This is a genomic window from Candidatus Gastranaerophilales bacterium (assembly GCA_028693235.1).
Lineage (GTDB): Bacteria > Cyanobacteriota > Vampirovibrionia > Gastranaerophilales > Gastranaerophilaceae > JAQUVW01.
Map to the genome: position 1 here is coordinate 460,781 of JAQUVW010000001.1, position 21,644 is coordinate 482,424.

At 32.7% G+C, this 21,644-nt stretch carries 20 protein-coding genes and 1 tRNA gene; 9 read left to right on the forward strand and 12 right to left on the reverse strand.

What is annotated here, in order from left to right; genetic code table 11:
- Position 1: 1 nt before the first annotated feature.
- The gene (gene metG, locus PHV37_02355) at positions 2-1,570 is read right to left on the reverse strand and encodes a methionine--tRNA ligase (GenBank protein ID MDD3236924.1); all 1,569 of its coding nucleotides are present in this window, start codon (positions 1,568-1,570) and stop codon (positions 2-4) included.
- Positions 1,571-1,675: 105 nt separating this feature from the next.
- Here metG and rph point away from each other — a divergent pair, with 105 nt between their 5' ends.
- The 3 genes from rph (at position 1,676) to PHV37_02370 (ending at position 4,472) form a co-directional block, all read left to right on the forward strand.
- Complete coding sequence (gene rph, locus PHV37_02360; protein ID MDD3236925.1) at positions 1,676-2,377, forward strand: ribonuclease PH; 702 nt, start codon at positions 1,676-1,678, stop codon at positions 2,375-2,377.
- Positions 2,378-2,466: 89 nt separating this feature from the next.
- Positions 2,467-4,314 (forward strand): glutamine--fructose-6-phosphate transaminase (isomerizing), encoded by a 1,848-nt coding sequence (glmS, locus tag PHV37_02365; GenBank protein ID MDD3236926.1) that lies wholly within the window; start codon positions 2,467-2,469, stop codon positions 4,312-4,314.
- Positions 4,314-4,472 carry a hypothetical protein gene (locus PHV37_02370; protein MDD3236927.1) on the forward strand — a complete coding sequence of 53 codons (159 nt, stop codon included), beginning with the start codon at positions 4,314-4,316 and terminating at the stop codon, positions 4,470-4,472. Before glmS ends, PHV37_02370 begins: the two co-directional genes overlap by 1 nt.
- Here PHV37_02370 and serB read toward each other — a convergent pair whose 3' ends face one another.
- Positions 4,473-5,096, reverse strand: a complete 624-nt coding sequence (gene serB, locus PHV37_02375; protein ID MDD3236928.1) for a phosphoserine phosphatase SerB — start codon at positions 5,094-5,096, stop codon at positions 4,473-4,475.
- Complete coding sequence (locus PHV37_02380) at positions 5,093-5,443, reverse strand: hypothetical protein (GenBank protein MDD3236929.1); 351 nt, start codon at positions 5,441-5,443, stop codon at positions 5,093-5,095. Before PHV37_02380 ends, serB begins: the two co-directional genes overlap by 4 nt.
- 315 nt (positions 5,444-5,758) lie before the next feature.
- Here PHV37_02380 and glgP point away from each other — a divergent pair, with 315 nt between their 5' ends.
- The 4 genes from glgP to PHV37_02400 all read left to right on the forward strand — a co-directional run bounded on the left by glgP (position 5,759) and on the right by PHV37_02400 (position 11,367).
- Positions 5,759-7,450, forward strand: coding sequence for an alpha-glucan family phosphorylase (gene glgP, locus PHV37_02385; protein MDD3236930.1), 1,692 nt, complete (start codon positions 5,759-5,761; stop codon positions 7,448-7,450).
- 66 nt (positions 7,451-7,516) lie between these two features.
- On the forward strand, positions 7,517-8,059 hold the full coding sequence (locus tag PHV37_02390) for a 5-formyltetrahydrofolate cyclo-ligase (protein ID MDD3236931.1): 543 nt from the start codon (positions 7,517-7,519) through the stop codon (positions 8,057-8,059).
- A 235-nt stretch (positions 8,060-8,294) separates the two neighbouring features.
- Complete coding sequence (locus PHV37_02395; GenBank protein MDD3236932.1) at positions 8,295-9,422, forward strand: peptidoglycan DD-metalloendopeptidase family protein; 1,128 nt, start codon at positions 8,295-8,297, stop codon at positions 9,420-9,422.
- A gap of 10 nt (positions 9,423-9,432) precedes the next feature.
- A complete protein-coding gene (locus PHV37_02400) occupies positions 9,433-11,367 on the forward strand; it encodes a hypothetical protein (protein ID MDD3236933.1) in 1,935 nt (644 codons plus the stop codon).
- On the opposite strand, the gene PHV37_02405 is transcribed toward PHV37_02400, so the two are convergent.
- The 3 genes from PHV37_02405 to PHV37_02415 all read right to left on the reverse strand — a co-directional run bounded on the left by PHV37_02405 (position 11,357) and on the right by PHV37_02415 (position 14,146).
- Positions 11,357-13,141, reverse strand: coding sequence for a phospholipase D-like domain-containing protein (locus tag PHV37_02405; GenBank protein MDD3236934.1), 1,785 nt, complete (start codon positions 13,139-13,141; stop codon positions 11,357-11,359). The two genes, PHV37_02400 and PHV37_02405, sit on opposite strands and share 11 nt — an antisense overlap.
- A 98-nt stretch (positions 13,142-13,239) precedes the next feature.
- Positions 13,240-13,800, reverse strand: a complete 561-nt coding sequence (locus PHV37_02410) for a DUF1919 domain-containing protein (protein MDD3236935.1) — start codon at positions 13,798-13,800, stop codon at positions 13,240-13,242.
- 85 nt (positions 13,801-13,885) lie between these two features.
- A complete protein-coding gene (locus tag PHV37_02415) occupies positions 13,886-14,146 on the reverse strand; it encodes a hypothetical protein (protein MDD3236936.1) in 261 nt (86 codons plus the stop codon).
- A gap of 210 nt (positions 14,147-14,356) precedes the next feature.
- Here PHV37_02415 and PHV37_02420 point away from each other — a divergent pair.
- Positions 14,357-14,443 (forward strand) — tRNA-Ser (locus tag PHV37_02420).
- A 4-nt stretch (positions 14,444-14,447) separates the two neighbouring features.
- Here PHV37_02420 and PHV37_02425 read toward each other — a convergent pair.
- Positions 14,448-15,068 (reverse strand): hypothetical protein, encoded by a 621-nt coding sequence (locus PHV37_02425; GenBank protein MDD3236937.1) that lies wholly within the window; start codon positions 15,066-15,068, stop codon positions 14,448-14,450.
- A gap of 625 nt (positions 15,069-15,693) precedes the next feature.
- Here PHV37_02425 and PHV37_02430 point away from each other — a divergent pair.
- The gene (locus PHV37_02430) at positions 15,694-16,095 is read left to right on the forward strand and encodes a hypothetical protein (GenBank protein ID MDD3236938.1); all 402 of its coding nucleotides are present in this window, start codon (positions 15,694-15,696) and stop codon (positions 16,093-16,095) included.
- A gap of 53 nt (positions 16,096-16,148) precedes the next feature.
- On the opposite strand, the gene PHV37_02435 is transcribed toward PHV37_02430, so the two are convergent.
- The 5 genes from PHV37_02435 to PHV37_02455 all read right to left on the reverse strand — a co-directional run bounded on the left by PHV37_02435 (position 16,149) and on the right by PHV37_02455 (position 21,488).
- A complete protein-coding gene (locus PHV37_02435; GenBank protein MDD3236939.1) occupies positions 16,149-16,628 on the reverse strand; it encodes a hypothetical protein in 480 nt (159 codons plus the stop codon).
- A gap of 88 nt (positions 16,629-16,716) precedes the next feature.
- Positions 16,717-17,250 (reverse strand): hypothetical protein, encoded by a 534-nt coding sequence (locus PHV37_02440; GenBank protein ID MDD3236940.1) that lies wholly within the window; start codon positions 17,248-17,250, stop codon positions 16,717-16,719.
- 152 nt (positions 17,251-17,402) lie between these two features.
- On the reverse strand, positions 17,403-17,867 hold the full coding sequence (locus PHV37_02445) for an OmpH family outer membrane protein (GenBank protein MDD3236941.1): 465 nt from the start codon (positions 17,865-17,867) through the stop codon (positions 17,403-17,405).
- Positions 17,868-17,962: 95 nt separating this feature from the next.
- Entirely contained in the window at positions 17,963-19,465 is a 1,503-nt protein-coding gene (locus PHV37_02450) for an oligosaccharide flippase family protein (protein MDD3236942.1), read from the reverse strand.
- A 4-nt stretch (positions 19,466-19,469) separates the two neighbouring features.
- Positions 19,470-21,488, reverse strand: a complete 2,019-nt coding sequence (locus PHV37_02455) for a ShlB/FhaC/HecB family hemolysin secretion/activation protein (GenBank protein ID MDD3236943.1) — start codon at positions 21,486-21,488, stop codon at positions 19,470-19,472.
- Positions 21,489-21,644: the final 156 nt, after the last annotated feature.

The window sequence follows — 21,644 nt, forward strand, 5'->3', positions numbered from 1 at the left end:
CTTACTTCCCTTTTTTCTTGTCGGTCGCAAATTCAGAGTCGAGTCTTAAAAATACAGGTTTGATTTTTGATTTATCGGTTATAATGCCTGTTTTTAAATCTCCCCATTTTAGATTTGCTAATTTGAAATCAACAGGAAGGTCTAATTGTTGAAGAATATCTTTTGCTATGTTAGGGCAATAAGGATATATCATAACCGCAATGTAGTGCATTGCTTCAAGTGTATTGTATAGTACATTTGCACATTCTTGCATTTTTTCTTCTTTAGCGAGTCCCCAAGGTGCATTGTCTGTTACATATTTGTTTACTGCGTTAGAAAAATCTACTATTGAATCTGCTGCTTCTGCCACTTGATGTTTTTCAAAATATTCATTAACAGTGTTGACAGCATTTTTTGCAAGAACTGCAATTGTTGAGTCTTCTGTCGTTTTAAATTCAGGTTTGATTTCTCCGTCAAAATACTTAACAAGCATATTTAATGTACGATTTAAAAGGTTTCCGATGTTGTTTGCCAAGTCGGCGTTTACCTTTTCTTTGAAATCCAAATCGGAATAATTTCCGTCTTTTCCAAAAGGAGCACAAGCCATCATATAGTATCTCAAGGCGTCAGAGTTATTCATCTCAAAGTGTTCAATAACATCGTGAGGTGCGATGACGTTACCGATTGATTTGCTCATTTTTGATTCATCGATTGTAATCCAGCCGTGTCCCAATATTGTTTTTGGGAGCTCAATGCCTAGTGCCATAAGAATTGCAATCCAGTATATAGAGTGGAATTTTATGATATCTTTGCCAATTACTTGAACATCAGCAGGCCAATATTTTTTAAATCTATCAGACGGATTTTCAGTATCATAGCCGAGTGCTGTAATATAGTTTGACAATGCATCAATCCAAACATAAATTATTTGGCTGTCGTCACCCGGAACAGGGATTCCCCAGGAAACTGATGATTTTGCTCTTGAAACAGAAATATCTTCTATATCTTCAAGTTGGTTCAAAACCTCATTGGCTCTAAAGGCTGGTTGCAAGAAAGTTGGATTATTTTTAATATGTTCAATAATTCTGTCTTTGTATTTTGTTAATTTAAAGAAATAATTTTCTTCCTTTACTTCCTCGGGCTTTTTTTGGTGGTCAGGACACAAGCCGTCTTCTGTAAGGTCTCTTGCGTTTAAAAATGATTCACAACCTGAGCAATATAAACCTGTATAAGAATGTTTATAAATATCGCCGTTTTCAAGAAGTTTTTTAAATATTTTTTGAACGATTTCCCTATGGTCTTCATCCGTTGTTCTAATTAGTTTATCGTAATCTATTTCGAGTTCTTTCCAAGCGTCGACGAATTTTTGATTATTTTCATCGCATAGTTCTTTTGGCGTTATGCCTCTTGTTTCTGCGGTTTTTTGTATTTTAATCCCGTGCTCGTCGGTGCCTGTTAAAAAATATACATCATCTAAAAGTTGTTTTTGGTGTCTTATAATTACATCTGACATTATTTTTTCATAGGCGTGACCGATGTGAGGTGCACCATTTACGTAATCTATAGCTGTTGTTAAATAAAATTTGTTCATACTTTGCCTTACTGATTTAATTAATCCGTCCCATTTTTATATATTATTATATAATATATACATGAAAAATTTATCATAAAGAAATAGATAAGAAAAGAGGATTATATGTCAGTAAGATATAATGCAAGAAAAAACAGTGAATTAAGACCTTTTAAAATTACAAAAGGTTTTACAAAACATGCCTTGGGTTCAGTGTTAATTGAGTGTGGCGAAACAAGAGTAATTGTAACAGCTTCAGTTGACGAGCAGAAGCCTCGCTGGATGGACAAAGAAGACAAAAGAGGATGGGTTACAGCTGAATATTCATTGCTTCCTTCTGCGACAAATACCAGATGTCAACGTGAAAGAACTAAAATCTCAGGAAGAACTCAAGAAATTCAAAGATTGATAGGAAGAAGTTTGCGTTCTTGCGTTGATTTAGCAAAATTGGGCGAACGAACTATTACAATTGATGCTGATGTTATTCAAGCAGATGGCGGAACCAGATGTGCTAGTATTTGTGGTGGATTTGTGGCTCTTAAAATAGCAGTTGACAAACTATTACAAGCCGGTTTGTTGTCCGAAAGTCCTATTCTTGAACCGATAGCTGCTGTTTCAGCAGGTATTGTTGGTGGTGAAGTAAAACTTGATTTGGATTATTCAGAAGATTCAAACGCTCAAGTCGACAGCAATATTGTTATGACAAAAAGTGGTAAAATTATTGAGTTTCAGACAACTGCTGAGGGGAACCCTTACGACAAGTCTGAAATGCTTGAAATACTTGATTTAGGCGAAAAAGCGGTTAAAAATATTATTGAAATGTATTAACTCAATTAATCTTTATAAAGATTTAATATTGCTTTTTATTTTAATCGGGTATAATTATTAAATAAATTTTAGAGTGAGGATTTTTACTTATGTGCGGAATCGTAGGATATATCGGACCTAAACCTGTTGTTAAGGTTCTTTTGGATGGATTGACAAGTTTGGAATACAGAGGCTATGACTCCTCCGGTATTGCAATTAATGACGAAGGTGATATCAAGGTCTATAAGGCTATCGGTAAACTTCAAAATTTGCGGGAAGTCATGGAAAACGCAAAAAATGAAATAAAAGCTCCTACTGCCGGCATTGGACATATTAGATGGGCAACTCACGGTGCTCCGACTGAGCTTAATGCTCACCCTCATACTTGCTCATGTGGCAAGTTGGTTCTTGTTCATAACGGAATTATTGAAAATTTTAAAGAACTCCGTGCCGAATTGATAAAAAAAGGTTGTGAATTCCGCTCTGAAACAGATACAGAAACAATTGCTCACCTTATAGCTTATGAATACGGTAAAACAAATTCGTTGACTCAGGCTGTACGTAATGCAATACCTCAACTTCAAGGAGCTTATGCTTTGTGTGTAATGCATAAAGATGAACCTGATAAAATTGTCGGCATAAGAAAAAATGCTCCGCTTTTAATCGGAGTTGGTGAAGGTGAAAACTTTATTGCAAGTGATATTCCGGCTACTATTGAACATACCAAAAAAGCTATTTATCTTGATGATAATGAAGTTGCTGTTGTTACAAAAGACTCTGTTAATATATCTACTTTAGAGCGTGAAGAAGTCTCTAAAAAAGTAGAAATGTTACCTTGGGAGCCTATTGCACTTAGTAAAATGGGCTTTAAACACTTTATGCTTAAAGAAATTCATGAGCAACCTGATGTTATAAGAAATGTTTTGAACGGGAAATTGTATGATATTGATGCCCCGATTAATTTAGACGAGGTAAAATTAAACCAAGATATACTCAAAAACTTGAACAGAATTGAAATTATTGCTTGTGGAACATCTTTACATGCGGCAATGGTCGGTAAGTATATTATAGAAGATTTTACAGGTATAGCTGTTGACGTTGAGCCATCTAGTGAATATATATACAGAAAAACAGTTACTAATGCTTCAACTCTTGTTGTCGGAGTTTCTCAATCAGGTGAAACCGCTGATACTATTACGGCAATTCGTCAAGCAAAAGAAAAAGGCTCTCATGTATTAATTATTACTAATAGACCCGATTCAAGTATGGCTCGTTATGCGGATAGCTTGATTCCAGTTTCTGCAGGTATTGAAGTCAGTGTCGCCGCTACAAAATCATATACCGCACAGTTAATTTCATTCTACTTGTTAGCAATACATCTTGCTGAAATTAAAAAATCTTTAGATAAAGATTATTTGAAAAATTTAAAAAGAGAATTAATTCAAATTCCTGCAAAAATTGAACAAATTCTAAACTCAAAAGACCAAATCAAAGAATGTGCCAAAAAATTTGCTAATACAAAAGATTTTATTTATATAGCAAGAGGCATTAACCTCCCGACTGCTCTTGAAGGGGCTTTGAAGTTAAAAGAAATCAGCTATATTAATGCAACAGGATATGCAGCAGGTGAGCTAAAACATGGTCCTATTGCTATGCTTGATGAAACCATGCCTGTTTTGTCTATATTAATTCCGGGGCATATTACGTACGAAAAAATATTATCAAATTCAGAAGAAGCAAAAGCTCGCAATGCAAGACTCATAGCCTTGACTTCATCAGAAGATAAAGCATTAGAGAATTTATTTGAGTCAATTATCAGAATTCCTCAAGTTTCTGAAATATTGTCCCCGATAATAGCTAATGTACCATTGCAGTTGATGGCTTATTACATTGCTGAGTTCTTAGGTAAAGATGTCGACCAGCCTAGAAATCTAGCGAAATCAGTTACGGTAGAATAATGATAGAAAATAAAATAGTCAAAATTAAAAAAACAGATAATTTGACTTCTCTATATATTGATGAAAATTTAAAAACATTTAATTATAATGTTTTGAGTTGGGCAATTGTTGAGATTAAAGATGATTGCTATATATTAAATGTTTCAGTGGTAGAGTGACTATAATATATTGTCTATAATTTTGGTAAGATTTTTTTCTTCAATTGTTATTGTAGCTTCTCGTTTCAAAATTTCTTTAGCACAAAAAGCAATACGAGTGTCAGCATGTTTAAACATGCTTAAATCATTAGCACCATCTCCGACTGCTATGGTGTTGTTAGGAGTTACTTTTAATATGTTTTGTAAAGTTTGTATCATCTGCCCTTTGCTATGTGAAAACATCATCTCGCCACCGACGAGCCCTGTCATTTCGCCGTTTTTGAAATGAAGCTCGTTTGCAAATTCCCCATCTAATCCCAGAAGTGATTTAGCAGGCACTGTGGCTGTTTTAAAACCTCCGGAAAAGCAAATTACTGTATATCCTGCTTTTTTTAGTTCAGATATGGTTTCTTTGGCTCCGGGCATGAACGGAAGATTTTCGCAAATGTTTTTTACTCTTGTTTCTTTTAGTCCCTTTAGTAGAGCAACACGTTGAGTCAAGCTTTCAAAAAAGTCTAATTTGCCTTCCATAGCTTGAGTTGTAATGGCTTTAACCTTTTCTTGAATACCAAATTCATTGGCTAAGAACTCAATGGTTTCGCCGTCCATTAATGTAGAATCAAAGTCAAAAACAGCTAGTTTCATGATAATTCTTTCTTATAAGCAGCTTTTCTGGTTTGAATTTGGATTATTTTTTGTTTAATTTCTTCAGACATCTCAGTTTGACGACTTTTTATTTCGTTCATGACTTTCGCCATGATTTTAACTGAATTTTCATTAGCTTTTGCTTCACCGATAGAATCTTTCAAAACTTGAATATCGGCTTCTGCAAGCGAAATGATATCCAACACCTCTTTAACTTCCAGCCTTGTAAAGCCTCTGTCTTTGAGTTTGCTGATTAAAAGTCCTTTTGATTTTTCTCTGTGATGAGGGTCCGGCTTTTTTTCAGATTTTTTATCTTTAGGTTTAAAAAAGTTATCTAAAATACCCATATCTGCTCCTTATTAATATTATACTCTAAATAAATTAATCCGCCTACATCAAATTGCATATATTTTTCATGTTTTACATGGGTATTTTAGCTTTGTAAATTTATGTAAAATGTGTTAATATTTCCATTAAAGTAGCCAAAAAATAGTTATTTTAAGATATCGTTACATCTATAGTAATTGGTTGTCTAATTCAATAGGGGTAATACATTGTAACTATCTTTATACAGATGGAGTTAGAAAAATTCTTGCGTTCATGGTATGTTGTTGGTATAAAGTTCAACGAAGATAGTTAAAGAAAAAATGCAAAGGAGAACTATGGGATTACCAAACGTAGCATATTTTTCAATGGAAATAGCAATGGACCAATCGCTATGCACTTATTCAGGTGGTTTGGGGTTCTTGGCAGGTTCGCACATGCAATCAGCCGGTTACTTACAAATGCCTATGGTGGGTGTCACTATGTTGTGGTCTTATGGTTATTACAATCAAAGAATTGACCACGAAGGAAACGTAGAAGTTGCTTACATTAGAAAACATTATGACTTTTTAACAGATTTAGACATGTCAGTTGACGTAGAAGTATTTGGTGAAACAGTAAAAGTTAAGGCTTACAAAGTCGATCCGTCTTTATTCGGAACTTGCCCTGTTTACTTATTAACTACTGATATTGAAGAAAATTCAGAATGGGCTAGAAGTATTTCTCACAAATTATATGATGGTGATGAAAGAATCAGAATTGCTCAAGAAACTATTCTTGGTATAGGCGGTGTCAGATTGCTTCAAAAAGTCGGATACAATTTCGATTGTATTCACTTGAACGAAGGTCATGCACTTCCTGCCGCTTTTGAACTTTTGAAACAGTACAATGGCGATTTGAACCAAGTTAAACGTAAAACAGTATTTACTACACATACTCCGGTAGCTGCCGGTAACGAAGTTCATTGGGTTGACACTTTACTTGAAGGTGGCTTCTTCTCAGGCTGCTCTAGAGAAAGAGCTATTGAACTTGGCGGAGAACACTTCTCTCTTACAGTTGCAGCTCTTAGAATGAGTAGAATAGCTAATGCTGTTTCTCAATTACACGGGTTGGTTGCTAACAAAATGTGGGAATGGGTTCAAGGCCGTTGCCCGATTAGAGCTATTACCAACGCTGTAAACTTGCACTATTGGCAAGATAAAAGAATTGGGAATGCTCAAACTTCTGAAGATTTGCTAAATGCAAAACTTGAGATGAAAAAAGAAGTTTTCAGCTATATTGCGAATACAACTGGCAAAAGGCTTGATCCAAACGTTTTAACAATTACTTGGGCAAGAAGATTTGCTGATTATAAGAGAGCATGGCTTATCCTTATGGACAAAGACAGAATTTCTAAACTTCTGGATGCTAACAAAGTTCAGTTGATTTTCGCCGGCAAATTCCATCCCGATGATGTTATGGGCCGTGAAATGTTCAACAAAATTCTACATAAATCAGTAAATATGAAAAATGTTGTTGTTTTGGCAGGTTATGAACTTGAATTATCAGGTAAGTTGAAAAGGGCAACTGATGTTTGGTTAAACACTCCGTTGAGACCTTTTGAGGCTTCAGGTACTTCAGGCATGTCTGCTAATATGAATGGTGCTTTGCACTTGTCAACATTTGATGGTTGGACTGTTGAAGGTACCTTCCCGGGAATTAATGGTTATACTATTGAATACCCCGGTCTAGATGACGATATTCCATGGGAAGAAAGACACTGGAAAGATCATCAATGTATGATGGACATAATTGAAAATCAAATTATTCCTACATACTATGATAATAAGCCAGAATGGGCTAGAATGATGCGTCAAGCAATCAGAACATCTGAAGCATACTTCAATTCTGATAGAATGGTAATTGAATATTACAACAGATTGTATAAACCAATTGCTCATGAAGATCCTAAAGATGGTGGTTTGAACGGCGATATTAAAATTGCTGAAAATCCAAACTACGACGCTTGGACATTCTCAAATATTAAATAATTTGTTTATCAAATTTCTTAAAAGCCTCAATTTTATATTGGGGCTTTTTTGTTATAATATGAAATTATGCAAGAAAAACTTTTGTTAAGAAAAAAAGCTAAAAATATCCGTTCAGGACTGGATATAGTTTCAATCAGCGAAAAAATTGTCAATAACCTCTTTGGTTTAGAATGTTTTATTAGTGCAAAAAATATATTTTGTTATAACTCTTTTGGCAATGAGGTTATAACTCAACAAATTTTAAACATTGCTGAGAAAAATATATACATACCGAGGGTTCGGGGTGATTTGATGGAAGTTTGTCCATATGAAAAAGGTCAATTTACTGTTAGTTCTTTTGGTATTTATGAGCCGACAGGAAGCCCGTTAAAAGAATTAGGTGTGCTTGATTTAATTATTATGCCTGCTCTAATGGCAGACAAAAAAGGCTATAGGTTAGGGTATGGAAAAGGCTATTACGATAGATTTGTTGCTGGTTTGCAAAAGGCTGTTCCTAAGGTGATTTTAATACCTCAAGAATTGGTTGTTGATGAATTGCCTAGGGATTGTTTTGATTGTAAGTCTGAGATTTCAGTTACTCAAAATCGGATTTTATATTCTCAGTTATAAAACTGTAAATATTGGTCTCAATTTTATTTTAACTATGTTAATATATTTGCACTTGCGTATTTTATGGGTAAAATATTAATAGGGACTTAGGTGAGAGAAAAATCATGATGGAATTTTTTAGAAATAATCAAAAATTTATAATATTGTTGATAGCATTTTGTTTCGTAATGTGGACAGTTGGTCCTATCGTAATTGCTGTTCTTGCATCTCATCACTAATTTTACGGGAATTTATTATGCTTTCAGGCAGTCAGAAAAAATTTTTTACATCAATGTTGCTTGCTATATTTTTGGCAAGTTCCATTGGGCTGGAAGCTTTTGCTAATACTACAAGAAACCATATAGAAAAAAAACGAAAAGAAACTCGTGCAAAAATCATAAAATTAAAAAAATTAGAAAGTGCTGAAACAAACAAATTATACAGAAATCAGCTTAAACTTGAACAAAATCAAAAAAATCTTTCTGTTTCGAAATCAGAATATACAAATGCACAATCACGTTTGACTGAACTTCAAAGCCAGTTGTCACGCTCAATGGCGGCTTTTTCTTATACGGAATTTAAAAGTAGAAATAGAATTCGTCAAATTTATAAAAAACAACGTTATGGGCTTATTCAGTGGATATTCTCTACAAAGGATTTAAATCAGCTTTTAGATAGAGTTTATTATCAAAGTATAATTGCAAAGCAAGATAAACAACGATTGGCTTACGTAAAAGCAAGAGCGAGAAAAATAGCTATGCTTAAAGCCCAAGCAGAAGAACAACGAAAAATACTTCAAGGTGCTGTTCAAACTATGAGATATGAACAGGCTTCAATTCAGACTGCAATCGATAAAAATTCTACAATGATTCAAAAATTGCGAACTGACAGAAAGGCTTATGAGCGTTCAGAAAAAGAATTGGCAAGACAATCTGCAAATTTACAAAATATGATTCAACGTCAATCCTACAGTAACGATATCAGAGTTACATCGGGCTTTATAAAACCAATAGCAGGTCCGATTACCTCTCCATTCGGTTGGAGAGTTCACCCTATATTCAAAAGCAGAACTTTCCATTCAGGAATTGATATCGGTGGCAGATACGGAGGTCCAATCAGGGCATCTAACTCAGGCAAGGTTATTTACTCAGGATGGTATGGCGGTTATGGCAAAGTTGTAATTGTTGACCATGGTCGTTATAATGGAGTACGTACTACCACTTTGTATGCACATTTATCGGGATTTGCGGTTAATAATGGCGATTATGTTTCTAAAGGGCAAGTTATTGCTTATGAGGGCTCTACAGGCTACAGCACCGGACCTCACTGCCATTTTGAAGTTCGGGTCAACGGTCAACCAACTAATCCTTTAAATTATATATAAGAGGTTTTCAGTGAAACGTAACTTATTTTCTATATTTTTAATATTATTTATTGCTTGTTGCTTTGCATCTGAGTCTTTTGCTGCGGATTTTGTTGAAGAAAATTTGCCTGCAAATGAAGTTCAATCTCCGGTTAAAACGACTAAAGCTGACAAGAAAGTTATAAAATTGAAAGCTGCAACGGAGAAGAAAAAGAAAAAATCTAAAAAAAATCAAGTTCAAACCCAAGAAGAAGAAAAATCTGAAATAACTCTTGACGCTGATCACATGGATTATTACCCTGATAGATTTGAAATGGAAGCTTTGGGTAATGCTGTTTTAACAATGAAAAAAGAAAATTTAGTCATTAAGGCAAATAAAATAGTTTATAATCATGATTTAAATACCGTAAAAGCTTATGATAACGTTCAGATAATCAATGGAGATATGGTCACTGACGGTGATTTCGTCAATTTGAATTTTGGGCAGTATAACGGCTGGCTTACTCACCCTGTTACCAAAAATTTCATGGTTCGATTATCTGCAAATGAAGGATACATTTATTCCGACAGAATTGAAGAATTTGATGGGGTTGCAAAAATTATAAAAAACTATGATTTGCGTTTTGGTGCTACCTCCTTTGGCTCACTCATCAACCCTGGTGGAATGGGGCTTGGATTAAATTCTGAAGCTAACGCAGCTAAAGATAGAATACCTGATAGAGGTACTTATAAAATTAAGGCTAAGACAATCATAATAGATTCTCGTGATGAGCATAATTACATGACTGTAAAAAACGGCGATTTGTATATGAAAAATCTACGAATCGGAAGTGCACCGAATATGAAATTTATTTCTGATAAAGAGCAACAATTTGTTGAAACAAATATTCCGGAATTTGGTCAGGTTTCTGAGTTGGGAATGTTTGCCGGTCCCGGTATTGCATTGGATTTACCAGGCACTTCTACTTTGAAATTGGTGCCATTGTTGAATTATTGCGATAGTGAACTTGGCGTCGGAGGTATTGCAAGATACAGAAATCCTCATAATGTTACAGAAATTGCTTATGGGTCTGCAGCCGATTCTTTCGTTGTCAGAGGTGAGCAAAAAATTACTAAGAATTTAAGATTAAGTTATTCTCAAAATGCTTATAATGACGAATGGTTTTTAGGCTATAGAATGCCTCGATGGGGTACCCAATTACAATATGATAATATCTATGAAAATAAAGATTTAGGGGTGAATTTTGCTCAAAGGATAAATGCCGGCCTTTTTGTCGATGAAAACAAGCAATTCCGTGATTTTGAAGGTAGAGCCAGATGGATGACTCAATCTTGGAAGCCTATATATTCTTATACAAATCAAAAAAAAGATTTCAATTTTAATATGAATGTTGTAGCACAAACAGCTCTTTCTCTATACACAACCGGTGATACAGTTGGTATCGCAAGATTGGGACCTGCTTTTCAAACTACATATAAGAAATGGGCACAGTCTTTAATCTATTACCAATCAGCTGTGGCAGGACATTCGCCATTTTTGTTTGATGAGTATATGTATGGCAAATCCAATGTCGTTTTAATTGAGTCTTTGAAAATTAATAAATATTTGACACTTGGCTTCTTGTCTTCATTAGCTTTGTTGAAAGACAATTATGAAAATGATATGTTGCAAGAAGCTCGCTTTTTGGTAAGTGTTGGACCTGATTATGCAAAAGTAACTTTAGGATATGATGCTTACAGGCAGTCAACAATGATGCTTTTTTCTATGATGGTAGGAACAGAAGGTTCTGATGTTAAATTTAAAAAAGCAGTTTTGAAAAATCCTGAAAACTTGAATAAAAAGAACAAACGTCACTTTGATATAGATAAAAAGCTTCAAAAGTTGTTCCCGAAAGTAGATACGACAAAGCCGTTAGCTCCGGCGGATAATATTACGCCTGTAAATTATGGGTTAGTTACTTTTTAGAAAAAGGGAAACAGCCTTCGTCTAAGTTATCAGTTTTGCCGTCAAAATCATTATCTATCCCGTCATTGCAAGAGCCGATTGATGCGAAGCTTTCTGCTGAAGGTGACAGATAAAGATATTTTTCAGGTATTGAGTTCCACATTATCAAGAAACTTCCTTTTAGATATTTTGCAATGTCTGAGTTCTCTATAACAAGAGTATTTTCATCATTTATTTGGTTTCCGCTTTTAGTATAATTCATTGAGCCAATTATGGAATATTTGTCATCTGCGATAATTGCTTTCATATGCATTTTACCTGCTTTATTTTCAACTTTTGTAGGTATTTTAGCTAGTCTAAGTGTTTTGCAGAGGCTATATTTACCGTTTGCATTAGTTGCATCCATTATTATTTTTATGTCTACGCCTCTTACTTTTGCAGATATCAAATGCTCTGCAATTCTTTTATCTGTTAAAAAGAATATTGGCATAAAGATGTAGCTTTTTGCGTTATCGATAATAGGTATAATGATATTTTCTGTAGTTGAGGCTTTGGGTGAAAATAAAGGTTTGACAATCAGTGATTTGTTGAGGTAAATATAGTTTGTACTTGTATGTGATTTTGCTTTATGAAAAGTACCATTATACATTTTTTCAAATTCAGCTTTGTAATAGGCTGATACTTGAGGAGAATTAATAAGTGCTACGTAGTTTGCGTTGAAATTAGATAGGTCTGTAGATGTTAAGTTTGCTGACCCTGTCCATACTTTTTTGTTATCAAATATAAAAAACTTGTTGTGCATTATAGCTGACGGAGTTGATGTTTTATCTGTGTTATATAAAGGTAATAACTTCATTACTTTTTCATTATCTTTATAATATTCATCATTATTTGGTGTGTAATCTGTTACCCACCTGATATTAACGCCTCTTTTTTGAGCTTTTATTAAAGCATTAAGAATTTGAGGTTCGTTTTGAATTCCATAAACGGCAAAATCGATGCTTCTTTGAGCTTCGTTTATCTCTTTCTGTAACGCTTTGCATGCTGGAATTTTACAATCGTTATATGGGTGTTTCAAATTGTTGAAATTTATAAAAAATATAGTAAAAATATTGTCAATGGAATAGGACGAAGGGTATTTTGTGGGATATATTTTATAATTAAAGTGGTGAGATTTGTTGTGTTTTTTATGGCTATGACATAATTTACATGGGGTTGATATCCCTTTGACCTCAATAAACGGGACAATTTTATAGTTGTGTAATTTTGCAATAAGGGGGCAATCTAGTTTATGATATTTGTTTGATTTGAGGTTTACCACAACGTAATTTTGGGCTTCAATTTGAGTTAAAATGTTTTTTAATTCGTCAATTTTTATATTCTTTAATAATGATTTATTATCGGTTTGAGCAAATCCATTTTTAATTATAAAAATTCGATAATCAATATTGTCAATATAAAAAGATATACAGTCATCATTGTCTTTAATCAAGATGACTTTCTTATTTATAAGATTTTTGTCTGCCCATTCTTTAAACTTATACTCAAGGTATAATTTTTGAATAGGTGTTAGATTTAAATTTGGAGTTCGTTTTTCCTGTACGGAAACAGGAATGCAATCCTTGATGTCAACAAGCTCGTTTTCTTCAATTTGATTGTTTTTGTTTAAATCAAGATATAAATGAGCGGCATCTTCATAGCCAAGTATTTTATATTTACCATTATCTTTTGAAGTATAAAGAAATAATGACGCAAAAATTATGCAAATCAAAATAATGTAAAAAGTTTTTTTCATAAAATGATTATATCATGTGCTATATTTTCAGTCTAATTCATTGAATTTTATTTAATAAGGAAAAATTATTATAGTTATTTTTTATAAAAGTTTAACTATTAATATTCCACATCATGGTTTAACCAATCCGTTAAAAGGAAATTTTTCTCCAAAATTGGTCCCGGAGCAAATATTAAATTTGGATCACAAGCGGAATGTGGTATGTTTTGTAATTTATTATTAAATATTATTTTTGTTCCTCCATTAATATTTAAAAATTTGTATAATAATTCAGGTGATGTTGTATAGTGATTCAAATCCCAAACCATAAATAAATTATCATAATTTATTCTTTTTACATGCTCATCCCACTTTGCTTTTATATCGTCAAAATCTAATCTTCCAATAAATTTTATTTCAATGTCACCTAAAGAACACAAGGTATGATATTTATCGAGATACATCCATTCTTCAAATCTGAGAAATTTAAGTTCTTTTGACATATATTCTTTCAAATTAGAACAAAGTTTAAAATAATCATTTGGCAAAATAATCGTAGCAACAGTTGGGGTCTTATAACTACAATTAACTAATTGATATATTCGAATAGCTATACACGTATTGCTGATTATAGTAAAATTTTCAGTTTTCAAAAGTTTATTTCTTAAGGGTGCCAGCATAAAATTAAAACCATTAAATTCGGAATCAATATATACTTTCGCATTGTCTATATTTCGTTCAATGCTATGTACTCCACTATATACATTAGAACAAGTTACTAATATGTTTTTTTTCTTTATTAAAAAATGTTTTTTGGAAAGTTTCAGGAGAATAGATATTTAAATTGTTGAAATAATGCCCCTGTTTATTTGTATCAATTATACAATCGATTTTTAATCCTGCACGTTTTGCCATAGCTATAATGACTTCAGCGTTTGAACCTGCTCCGTATAAAGCAAAAACTTCATTTTCGTTTTTGGGATTTCTATTCCAAAAATTTACACTTTGACTTGTTAGTTCAATCATTATTTTCCTCCTTAATATACATAGTTGTGATAATAATAACTATAAACTATCTAATTTAGTAATGTCAAAATCGTTAAAAAAATATAAATTACATTCAAAGGTCTTGTGCAAATTAATCTTTTGTACTATTAATGGTAAATACTTGCTTTCTTTGAAATTGAAAGAAAATCATTCAATGTATATTTTACCCGTTAAATAAATAAAAAATGCGGAGAGGTGTCCGAGTGGATTAAGGTGCAAACCTGGAACGTTTGTGTGGGGGCAACTCCACCGCGGGTTCGAATCCCGCCTTCTCCGTTTTTTATAGTCTTGATGTGTTTATATATGAGTCAGTTACTGTGTAAGACGGCTTAGTCATTCCTGCAGGTACTTGAGCCTCATCACCTTTCATTAATAAAAATAATGGGCAAATTAATACGCTTAATACGATTGATGTTGTCATGCTGTCTTCTGGTTGGCTTGAAACTGAAGCTGATAGCGGAATATAAGTTCCGTCTACGGCATTGGTGTGGAAATCGTTCACTGTTAATTCGCCGGATTTGCCTATCATTCCTTTTTTCTTTGCAAAAGTTATTTCTGCGGTAACCGGTGTTCCAGCTTTTATTAATACTAAACCGCTATCACTTTTTACATCTGCCAATACTGAAAATATAACTGTACCACCGCTTACAACATCTCTTGTTGAAATTGTGTCTTCGCATTTTATCATTATCGGAGTATGTGCAGGTAATTTTGCTTTGCCGACATTGTTAGCTGATATTCGAATAGATGGATATTTGTAGGATGCTTCAATATTTTCGGTGTTTTTTAAAAATGTGTATAATGATTTGTCAGGTCTTGTCGATTCGGCTGAAAGCGGAGCTGCATTGAGTGATACAAGTGTAACTAACAAAAATGATGAGATTATTTTTTTAACGTTCATAAGTGATTTTCTCCTTTATAAATTTTATAATAAAACACAAAGTCAACGTAAATATATAGCCCATTAACATTCCGATTAAAAATCTTATACCATTACCGGTATCGATTTTTAAAATAAAATTGGCATATAAATCCGCTATTACCAGAATTATTGAAAATATAATTACTAATAAGTTGTTTTTTAAAGGTCTAAAAATTGAAATAAGTGTGCTTGAAAAAACTCCCGTATAAAAACCTAAGCATCTTGCACATAAAGCTACAGGATAACCTAAAATCCAAAACGAGCGGTCCGGTTGTTGGTGACAAGAATACATATAGGTGCCAGTTAGTTTTGCTGATATATCGTAATGTTGAAAGTGTGCCAAAATAGGTGCTAAAGTGCTCCCAATAATAAAAAATAAGCTATATATGCAAAATGTCAACAATATGATTTTTTCTATTTTATTTCGCATTTGTCTTTAAAACTCATTTGTATATTTATAAACAATTTTCATTCTCTGTTTATAATACTAGATATGAGCATTTATAGCAATTAATATTTATCTATCCTTTATTTAACAGATGGCTTTTTTTTTCATTTTGAGCTATCGTATTAATGTTTATTACTTATTTTAGAAAGGTCTGTTATGAAAAAAAGTTTAATTTTTTTATTTACAATTGCATTGACAATGGGGTGCATTTCAACTCAAACGACTGCAAATGCAGCAACTAATGATAACCTGTTTTCTGGTAGTGCGATTTTGAAAGATTTAAAAGAAGGTGTAAAAAAAGATTTGGAATCTGCTGCTGATGCTACGAAAAAATCAAGAGTTACCAGATTGCAAACTGAAAGAAATGAAAAATTAGCTCCTATTAATAAAGAAATAGCAGCAAAAAAAGTTGAAATTGCACAAATTAACAAAGCTAAAACTACCGAAACTGAAAGAGCTTTAAAATTAATTAAAGCAAATCATGAATTGCAAGCACTTGAAGCAAAAAGAGATAGAGTTAAATCTTTCTACGATAAGCAAATTGAAGCCTCAAAATAGTTCTGATTTAATTGCTTTATACAAAAAAGAGTTAGCCGAGAAGCTAACTCTTTTTAAAATCCAAGCATTGAACGATTATAATCCGCCATAAAACCTAACGTTTGCCCAAGCATATTTTGATTGGATTGTGAAGAATATGTACTATACAACGATTGATACTTAGAAAGGAACGTAGCTGCTTGTGCTTTTTGTAGTTCTGATTGATTTTGCGACTCTTGCATTTGGGCTATCTTTTGAGAAATTTTATCAAAAATTACAGACATTTTTTCATTTTGATTGATTTCAACTCCGAGTTGATTTGCCAAAGAAGTTGCTTGCTCTCTAAGATTGTTCATATATGAATATTGAGTACTTTTAGATGATTGTTCTTTTTCTTTAATTTGTAATTGACGTAATCCTTCAGCTTCTGTTTTTATGTCTTTCGTGTCAATGCCCAATGCTTCTAAACGACGTTTTGTTTCCTGCGTTAAACCGGAGTATGAATATACTCCGTAATTAGAAAAAACACTAACTGAGTTAACAGCACTAACCATTATATAACTTTCTTCTTACTTCGATATATAATGTTCCACAAAAAAAATATTATAAACCTAAAAAGTGCTGTAAAAACTCAGAATAACTCTATAGAGCTATATCTAGTTGTGCGTGAGAAATTTGCGTAGGTGTATATGCGTTTTTAATTTTTGTATTATTAAATTTTTGATGTCCATCAACATGTTGAGCAGCGTCTTTAACGTTTTCGGTTGTTGCTTTTGTAGTTGTAAAACCTGCCATAGATATAACGTTATTGTCGCTATTGAATTCAGGTGATTTTATCGTTGGAGCTTTATAAGTATTAGTTGATTGATTTTCTTTATCTGTATCTTTAAAAAGTTGAACTACAGTGCTGTCATCATTTTTTTTGTCAACTTGTGTGGAAGTTGTATCTTCTTCATCTTGATATGTGACTTTGTCTTCTTCAGGTATCGGGTAGTTGTCTGCGTTGTATTTTAGTTCTTCCCAAATCTCAATTTTTTTATCTTTATTGTAATCCATCGCTTCAAGCAAATCTTCCTCACTACCGTGTAGTGAGGTTATATTGGGCAAATATTGATTATTTTTTGTGATTGGGAAAAACGATGAAACCCCAATCTGTGTAGAAACTGTTAGTTCCATTACCCAAGCCTTTAGTTTAAACCACTACCATTGTAACATTTTTTTAAATGTTTTTAAATACAAATCCGCATTTTGTGAATTTTTGTAACGACAAAAGATGGCTCTATAGAGTCATCTTTCGTAAATTAAATTTTAAAGAGGTTACGTTTAGATTATTTAACAGCTTTTATGACTGAAGTTGTAATATCATCTCCACCATAAAGAACAACACCTTTAGCTAAAACCAAGTTGTAGTTTTTAGCTTTTGCTTCATTTGAAATAGATGTTGATATTGTAGAGTCTATGTCTTGAAGTTTTTTAGCATATTCTTTTTCAATAGTGCCTGTTTTAGCTTTTAATTCTTTATTGTATTTATCTTCAAGAGCCTTTTTCTTGTTTGCATCTTTTTCATCAGAAACAGCTTTTTTTGCAGTAGCTACAAATGATTGTAAATCTTTGATTTTTGCTTGTTGTTCAGCTTTCAAGGCTTTGACTTGACTAGAGCTTGATACTACTTGTTGAACATCAACTGTAGCTATTTTGAAACTTGCAATATCAGAAAATGCAGCATTGTTGATACATAATCCTAAAGCGAATGTACATACGGCTAGAGTAGCCACTTTGATTTGTTTTTTCATGATAGATTCCTTTATTATCTACGATTTTATATATGTGTTATTATATCATTTTAAATCTTTGTAAATACAAGTTGTTACATTTAATTTGGAAAAATTTACATGTTTTTTATAAATTTATGGAATTTTTGTGAGCTTATATATGTTCCATAATATATAAGTAATAAGCTGATTATTTCAAGTAAAGGTATTAATTCAAGTTTGTTGAATACAAAATAATAAATTAAAGCTGCCGGAATGAAACATACAAGAATTTGGGATATCTTTTTGTAAGGTATTTGCCATTCAAGATTAGGTACCACTACAATAATGCTTAATAAGAAATATAAAATATTACCGCAAAGAGTTGCTACCCCTAAGCCAAGAAGTCCGTATTTTGAAATTAAAATAATGTTCAACCCCAGTCCTACAATAGCTGATATAACCCTGATTATGGTATTAAGATAGGTCTTTTTGCTTAAGCTATATTGCAAGGTTGTATAGTCTGCAAGTGATAAGAAAAATACAGAAAATGCTAAAAATGGTATTAATACGTAAGCTCCGATAAATTTTTCATTTGCCAAAAGCAAAATTATATCTTTTGAATACACTGAATATAAAACAATTATCGGGAGTGATATTAAAATATAATATTCTGTTAATTTTGAAATAATTGGTCTGACATCAATGCCGTCTTCATAAAGATTAATTATTCTTGGAACTGCTGCCAAAGTAATAATTACAAAAAATGTCATTAATATTGAAAAAGTCAGATTATAAGATACACCAACAAGCCCTACATCTTTAAAACCGCTTTCGTGCATCATTATAAAACGGTTACTTTGGTTAATTGCCCAAAGACTTATTGAGGTTATGGATAGAGGAACTCCGTATCTGAAAAGTGATGTGAATATTTCAAATTTAGGCTTAGTTTTGACCATATATTTGAAATATTTGGTAATGTTACTTTGATACAACAATACAAAATCTATGAGTAATATAGATATGCCCATTGCTATTAATACAGAGTATGCTCCTGTGTGGACATATTTCATGAATATTATAGATATTCCGATTGTTAGTATTTGATTTAAAATTGTAGAAATTGTAAATGCGTTTGGTTTGATTTGTGCTCTTAAAATCTGGAAAAATAAAGCTCTAATAGCGACAGGTATCACAAGTATTAGAACGCTAAAAATTATTTTGGGAGGTATGCTGAAAAATTTGTAAAACCACCCTGTAGATGTATATAAAGGGGCGAGCAAAAACATTATTAGTAAGTTCATACCCAACAATGCAAGAACGGTTGTTAAGTATTTCGGCATTTTGTCTGTTATTTCGTGGTGTCTGAAAAACCTCAAAGCACTCAATCCAATCCAATCAGAAAATATTATACAAAGAAAGGATAAAAAGGAAATGGCAAGTGTATAAATACCATACTGCTCTGTTGATAATAATGTTGTATAGATTGGAATAACAATTGTATTGCCAATCAGCCCACAAATTTTAGAGGGTGAATATTTTACCATGTCGACAAACATATTTTTTAAAGAAGTTGCTGTTACTTCTCTTGAAATTACTTCATCTTTAGATGAGTTGTTTATTACTTCAGCTTTTTGCATTTAGTTATTGCTTCTTTTCTTTTTGTTGTTTTGTTGAATCTTTAATTACAGCATTTTTTTCAGAAGCTTTTATTTTTTTTGAATTTTTTTTATCCGAAACATTTTTTATGTTGTCATTAGTAATCGGTTTGATTTCTTCTTGTTTAACAAGTTGTATTTTTTCGCCTTTTTTCTTAGCGTTATGGATTTGAATCATTTTGTAGAAGTCAGGAGAAACAGCGACTTCAAAGTGGAATCTGCCGGCTCTGGGTGTTTCTTCGTGAGTATTTTGAATTAAAGGGTAGCCCCAATATAATCTGGCTGTTAAGTCACCCGGGAGATTAATTCTCAACCCCATACCAATACTTGCAAGGCAATCATCATCTATATAATAGCTTTCTTGCCCCGGTCCTCGGCCTTTGAATGGGAATATGCCTGCGTGGTCTATAAATACAGCACCTCTGACCCATCTTCCGAAGAATGGAACCACGTTTACAATGTCAGGTTGAGTTTTCGATTTTACTCTTATATTTGAAGGAGCGATAGGAAACATTATTTCAGCACTTGTGAAATAGCCTGATTTACCAATCAAAAGACCTTCGGTGTAGCCTCTTACTGTAGATAAACCGCCTGATTGGAATTGGTCTACATAAGGGACGACATCTTGAGGTATGTATTGATAATTTAGTCTGAATTGACCGACGATTCCATGTGAAAAATCGTGTAATCTAACGAAATTACCTTCATATTTAAAATATTTTGATTCGTCTTGAATCATCGGAAATGCTTGATAAACGCCTTGACTTGCGTACCAAATACCTCTTTTGGAATCATATTTAGCACTTATTGTTGTTTGGGCACTTGTTATTTTGTCAGTGTACAAATCGAAGCTGTCAAATGAAGTGGTAGCTTGTTTGTAGTTTGCAGAAGTAATACTTGTTAATTCGAAGTTAGGTCTTCTTAATAGTGGATGAGAATAGTATAGCGAGAAATTGTTTGAACGACTTTGAATGTTAAACATTGAGAAATTGCCGCCAGTAATATCGGAAACACTCGATGAATACATAAATCCAAGACGACCGTCATATTTATTAACTGGTATATTATAATCCGCATATGGAGTTACAGAACTTCTGCTTTTATAAGCACCTAAAGTCAATCTATCCCTTAGTCCAAACAGACTGTCAGCTTGTAAATTTAAGCCGCCTCTGAAAACACCGATTGTAGAACGACCTGCATTATCCATTAATCCCGTTATGTGAAAAGGAAAAGTTTCAGCTGTTTTTAGAAAAATATCTGTTGAATGATTTTCGATGCCCGGATATAAATCTGCTTTTAATTTAACGCCGTCATTGTATCTATTAAATTTTAAAAGGTCTTTTTCAAGTGTTACGATGTCAAATACTTGACCCGGTTTAGCTTTAATTCGGTTTTTTATGTAATAATCACGAGTCCATTTGTTGTTTTCTATATTTATGTTGCCGACTCTACCTTCAACAAGTTCTATTTTTACGATTCCATCTTCCATTGTTTGTGGTACAAGGAAAGCTCTTGCTGTAACATAGCCTTTTTCTGCGTATGCAGAATTTATTTTATTAACCATTGCTTGAAGGTCGTCTATTTTGACATTTTTACCTTCAATGTTATATGCATATTTATTAAGTTCATTTTGAGTAAAAATGGCAGATTCAGAAAATTCAACACGTGCGATAAAAACGCCTTTTGTTTGATATTCAGAAACTTTAGCTCTCATTTGAACCGGCATTTCTGTTTTAGGCTCAATATTTATATCTTCGTTTGGATTATTTGGCTTGTTTTCTTTTTCTTTATTTTCTTCATATCGTTGGAAGTCTTGTTGACCTTGTTTTATCATTTGTTGTTGTTTAAGCATATCCATATCGTGAGTATTCAATGAACCTGCATTTAAAGAGCCGGGATTAAAAGCAGGTGCAGAAAAAGCCGGAATAAAACAATTAGTCAATATTAAAACGGATATCACAAAGATATTTATTTGATTTTTACTATACACATTCAAAATTTTCATTTCTCTCTATCCCATAATTTATACATAAAGGTAACATGAACTACCCTTGTTGGTATTATTTTGTAACATTTGATTAAAAAAAAGTTATATATCTTAACATGCCAATAAATTTAGCTACCTTTTGTATTCTAATAGATATGTCTAAATAAAAAAATA

Excerpts from the sequence above, each read along its gene's own strand:
- metG (MDD3236924.1), bottom strand. The coding sequence starts at position 1,570 with ATGAACAAATTTTATTTAACAACAGCTATAGATTACGTAAATGGTGCA.
- rph (MDD3236925.1), top strand. The coding sequence starts at position 1,676 with ATGTCAGTAAGATATAATGCAAGAAAAAACAGTGAATTAAGACCTTTT.
- glmS (MDD3236926.1), top strand. The coding sequence starts at position 2,467 with ATGTGCGGAATCGTAGGATATATCGGACCTAAACCTGTTGTTAAGGTT.
- PHV37_02370 (MDD3236927.1), top strand. The coding sequence starts at position 4,314 with ATGATAGAAAATAAAATAGTCAAAATTAAAAAAACAGATAATTTGACT.
- serB (MDD3236928.1), bottom strand. The coding sequence starts at position 5,096 with ATGAAACTAGCTGTTTTTGACTTTGATTCTACATTAATGGACGGCGAA.
- PHV37_02380 (MDD3236929.1), bottom strand. The coding sequence starts at position 5,443 with ATGGGTATTTTAGATAACTTTTTTAAACCTAAAGATAAAAAATCTGAA.
- glgP (MDD3236930.1), top strand. The coding sequence starts at position 5,759 with ATGGGATTACCAAACGTAGCATATTTTTCAATGGAAATAGCAATGGAC.
- PHV37_02390 (MDD3236931.1), top strand. The coding sequence starts at position 7,517 with ATGCAAGAAAAACTTTTGTTAAGAAAAAAAGCTAAAAATATCCGTTCA.
- PHV37_02395 (MDD3236932.1), top strand. The coding sequence starts at position 8,295 with ATGCTTTCAGGCAGTCAGAAAAAATTTTTTACATCAATGTTGCTTGCT.
- PHV37_02405 (MDD3236934.1), bottom strand. The coding sequence starts at position 13,141 with ATGAAAAAAACTTTTTACATTATTTTGATTTGCATAATTTTTGCGTCA.
- PHV37_02410 (MDD3236935.1), bottom strand. The coding sequence starts at position 13,800 with ATGCTGGCACCCTTAAGAAATAAACTTTTGAAAACTGAAAATTTTACT.
- PHV37_02415 (MDD3236936.1), bottom strand. The coding sequence starts at position 14,146 with ATGATTGAACTAACAAGTCAAAGTGTAAATTTTTGGAATAGAAATCCC.
- PHV37_02425 (MDD3236937.1), bottom strand. The coding sequence starts at position 15,068 with ATGAACGTTAAAAAAATAATCTCATCATTTTTGTTAGTTACACTTGTA.
- PHV37_02430 (MDD3236938.1), top strand. The coding sequence starts at position 15,694 with ATGAAAAAAAGTTTAATTTTTTTATTTACAATTGCATTGACAATGGGG.
- PHV37_02435 (MDD3236939.1), bottom strand. The coding sequence starts at position 16,628 with ATGGTTAGTGCTGTTAACTCAGTTAGTGTTTTTTCTAATTACGGAGTA.
- PHV37_02440 (MDD3236940.1), bottom strand. The coding sequence starts at position 17,250 with ATGGAACTAACAGTTTCTACACAGATTGGGGTTTCATCGTTTTTCCCA.
- PHV37_02445 (MDD3236941.1), bottom strand. The coding sequence starts at position 17,867 with ATGAAAAAACAAATCAAAGTGGCTACTCTAGCCGTATGTACATTCGCT.
- PHV37_02450 (MDD3236942.1), bottom strand. The coding sequence starts at position 19,465 with ATGCAAAAAGCTGAAGTAATAAACAACTCATCTAAAGATGAAGTAATT.
- PHV37_02455 (MDD3236943.1), bottom strand. The coding sequence starts at position 21,488 with ATGAAAATTTTGAATGTGTATAGTAAAAATCAAATAAATATCTTTGTG.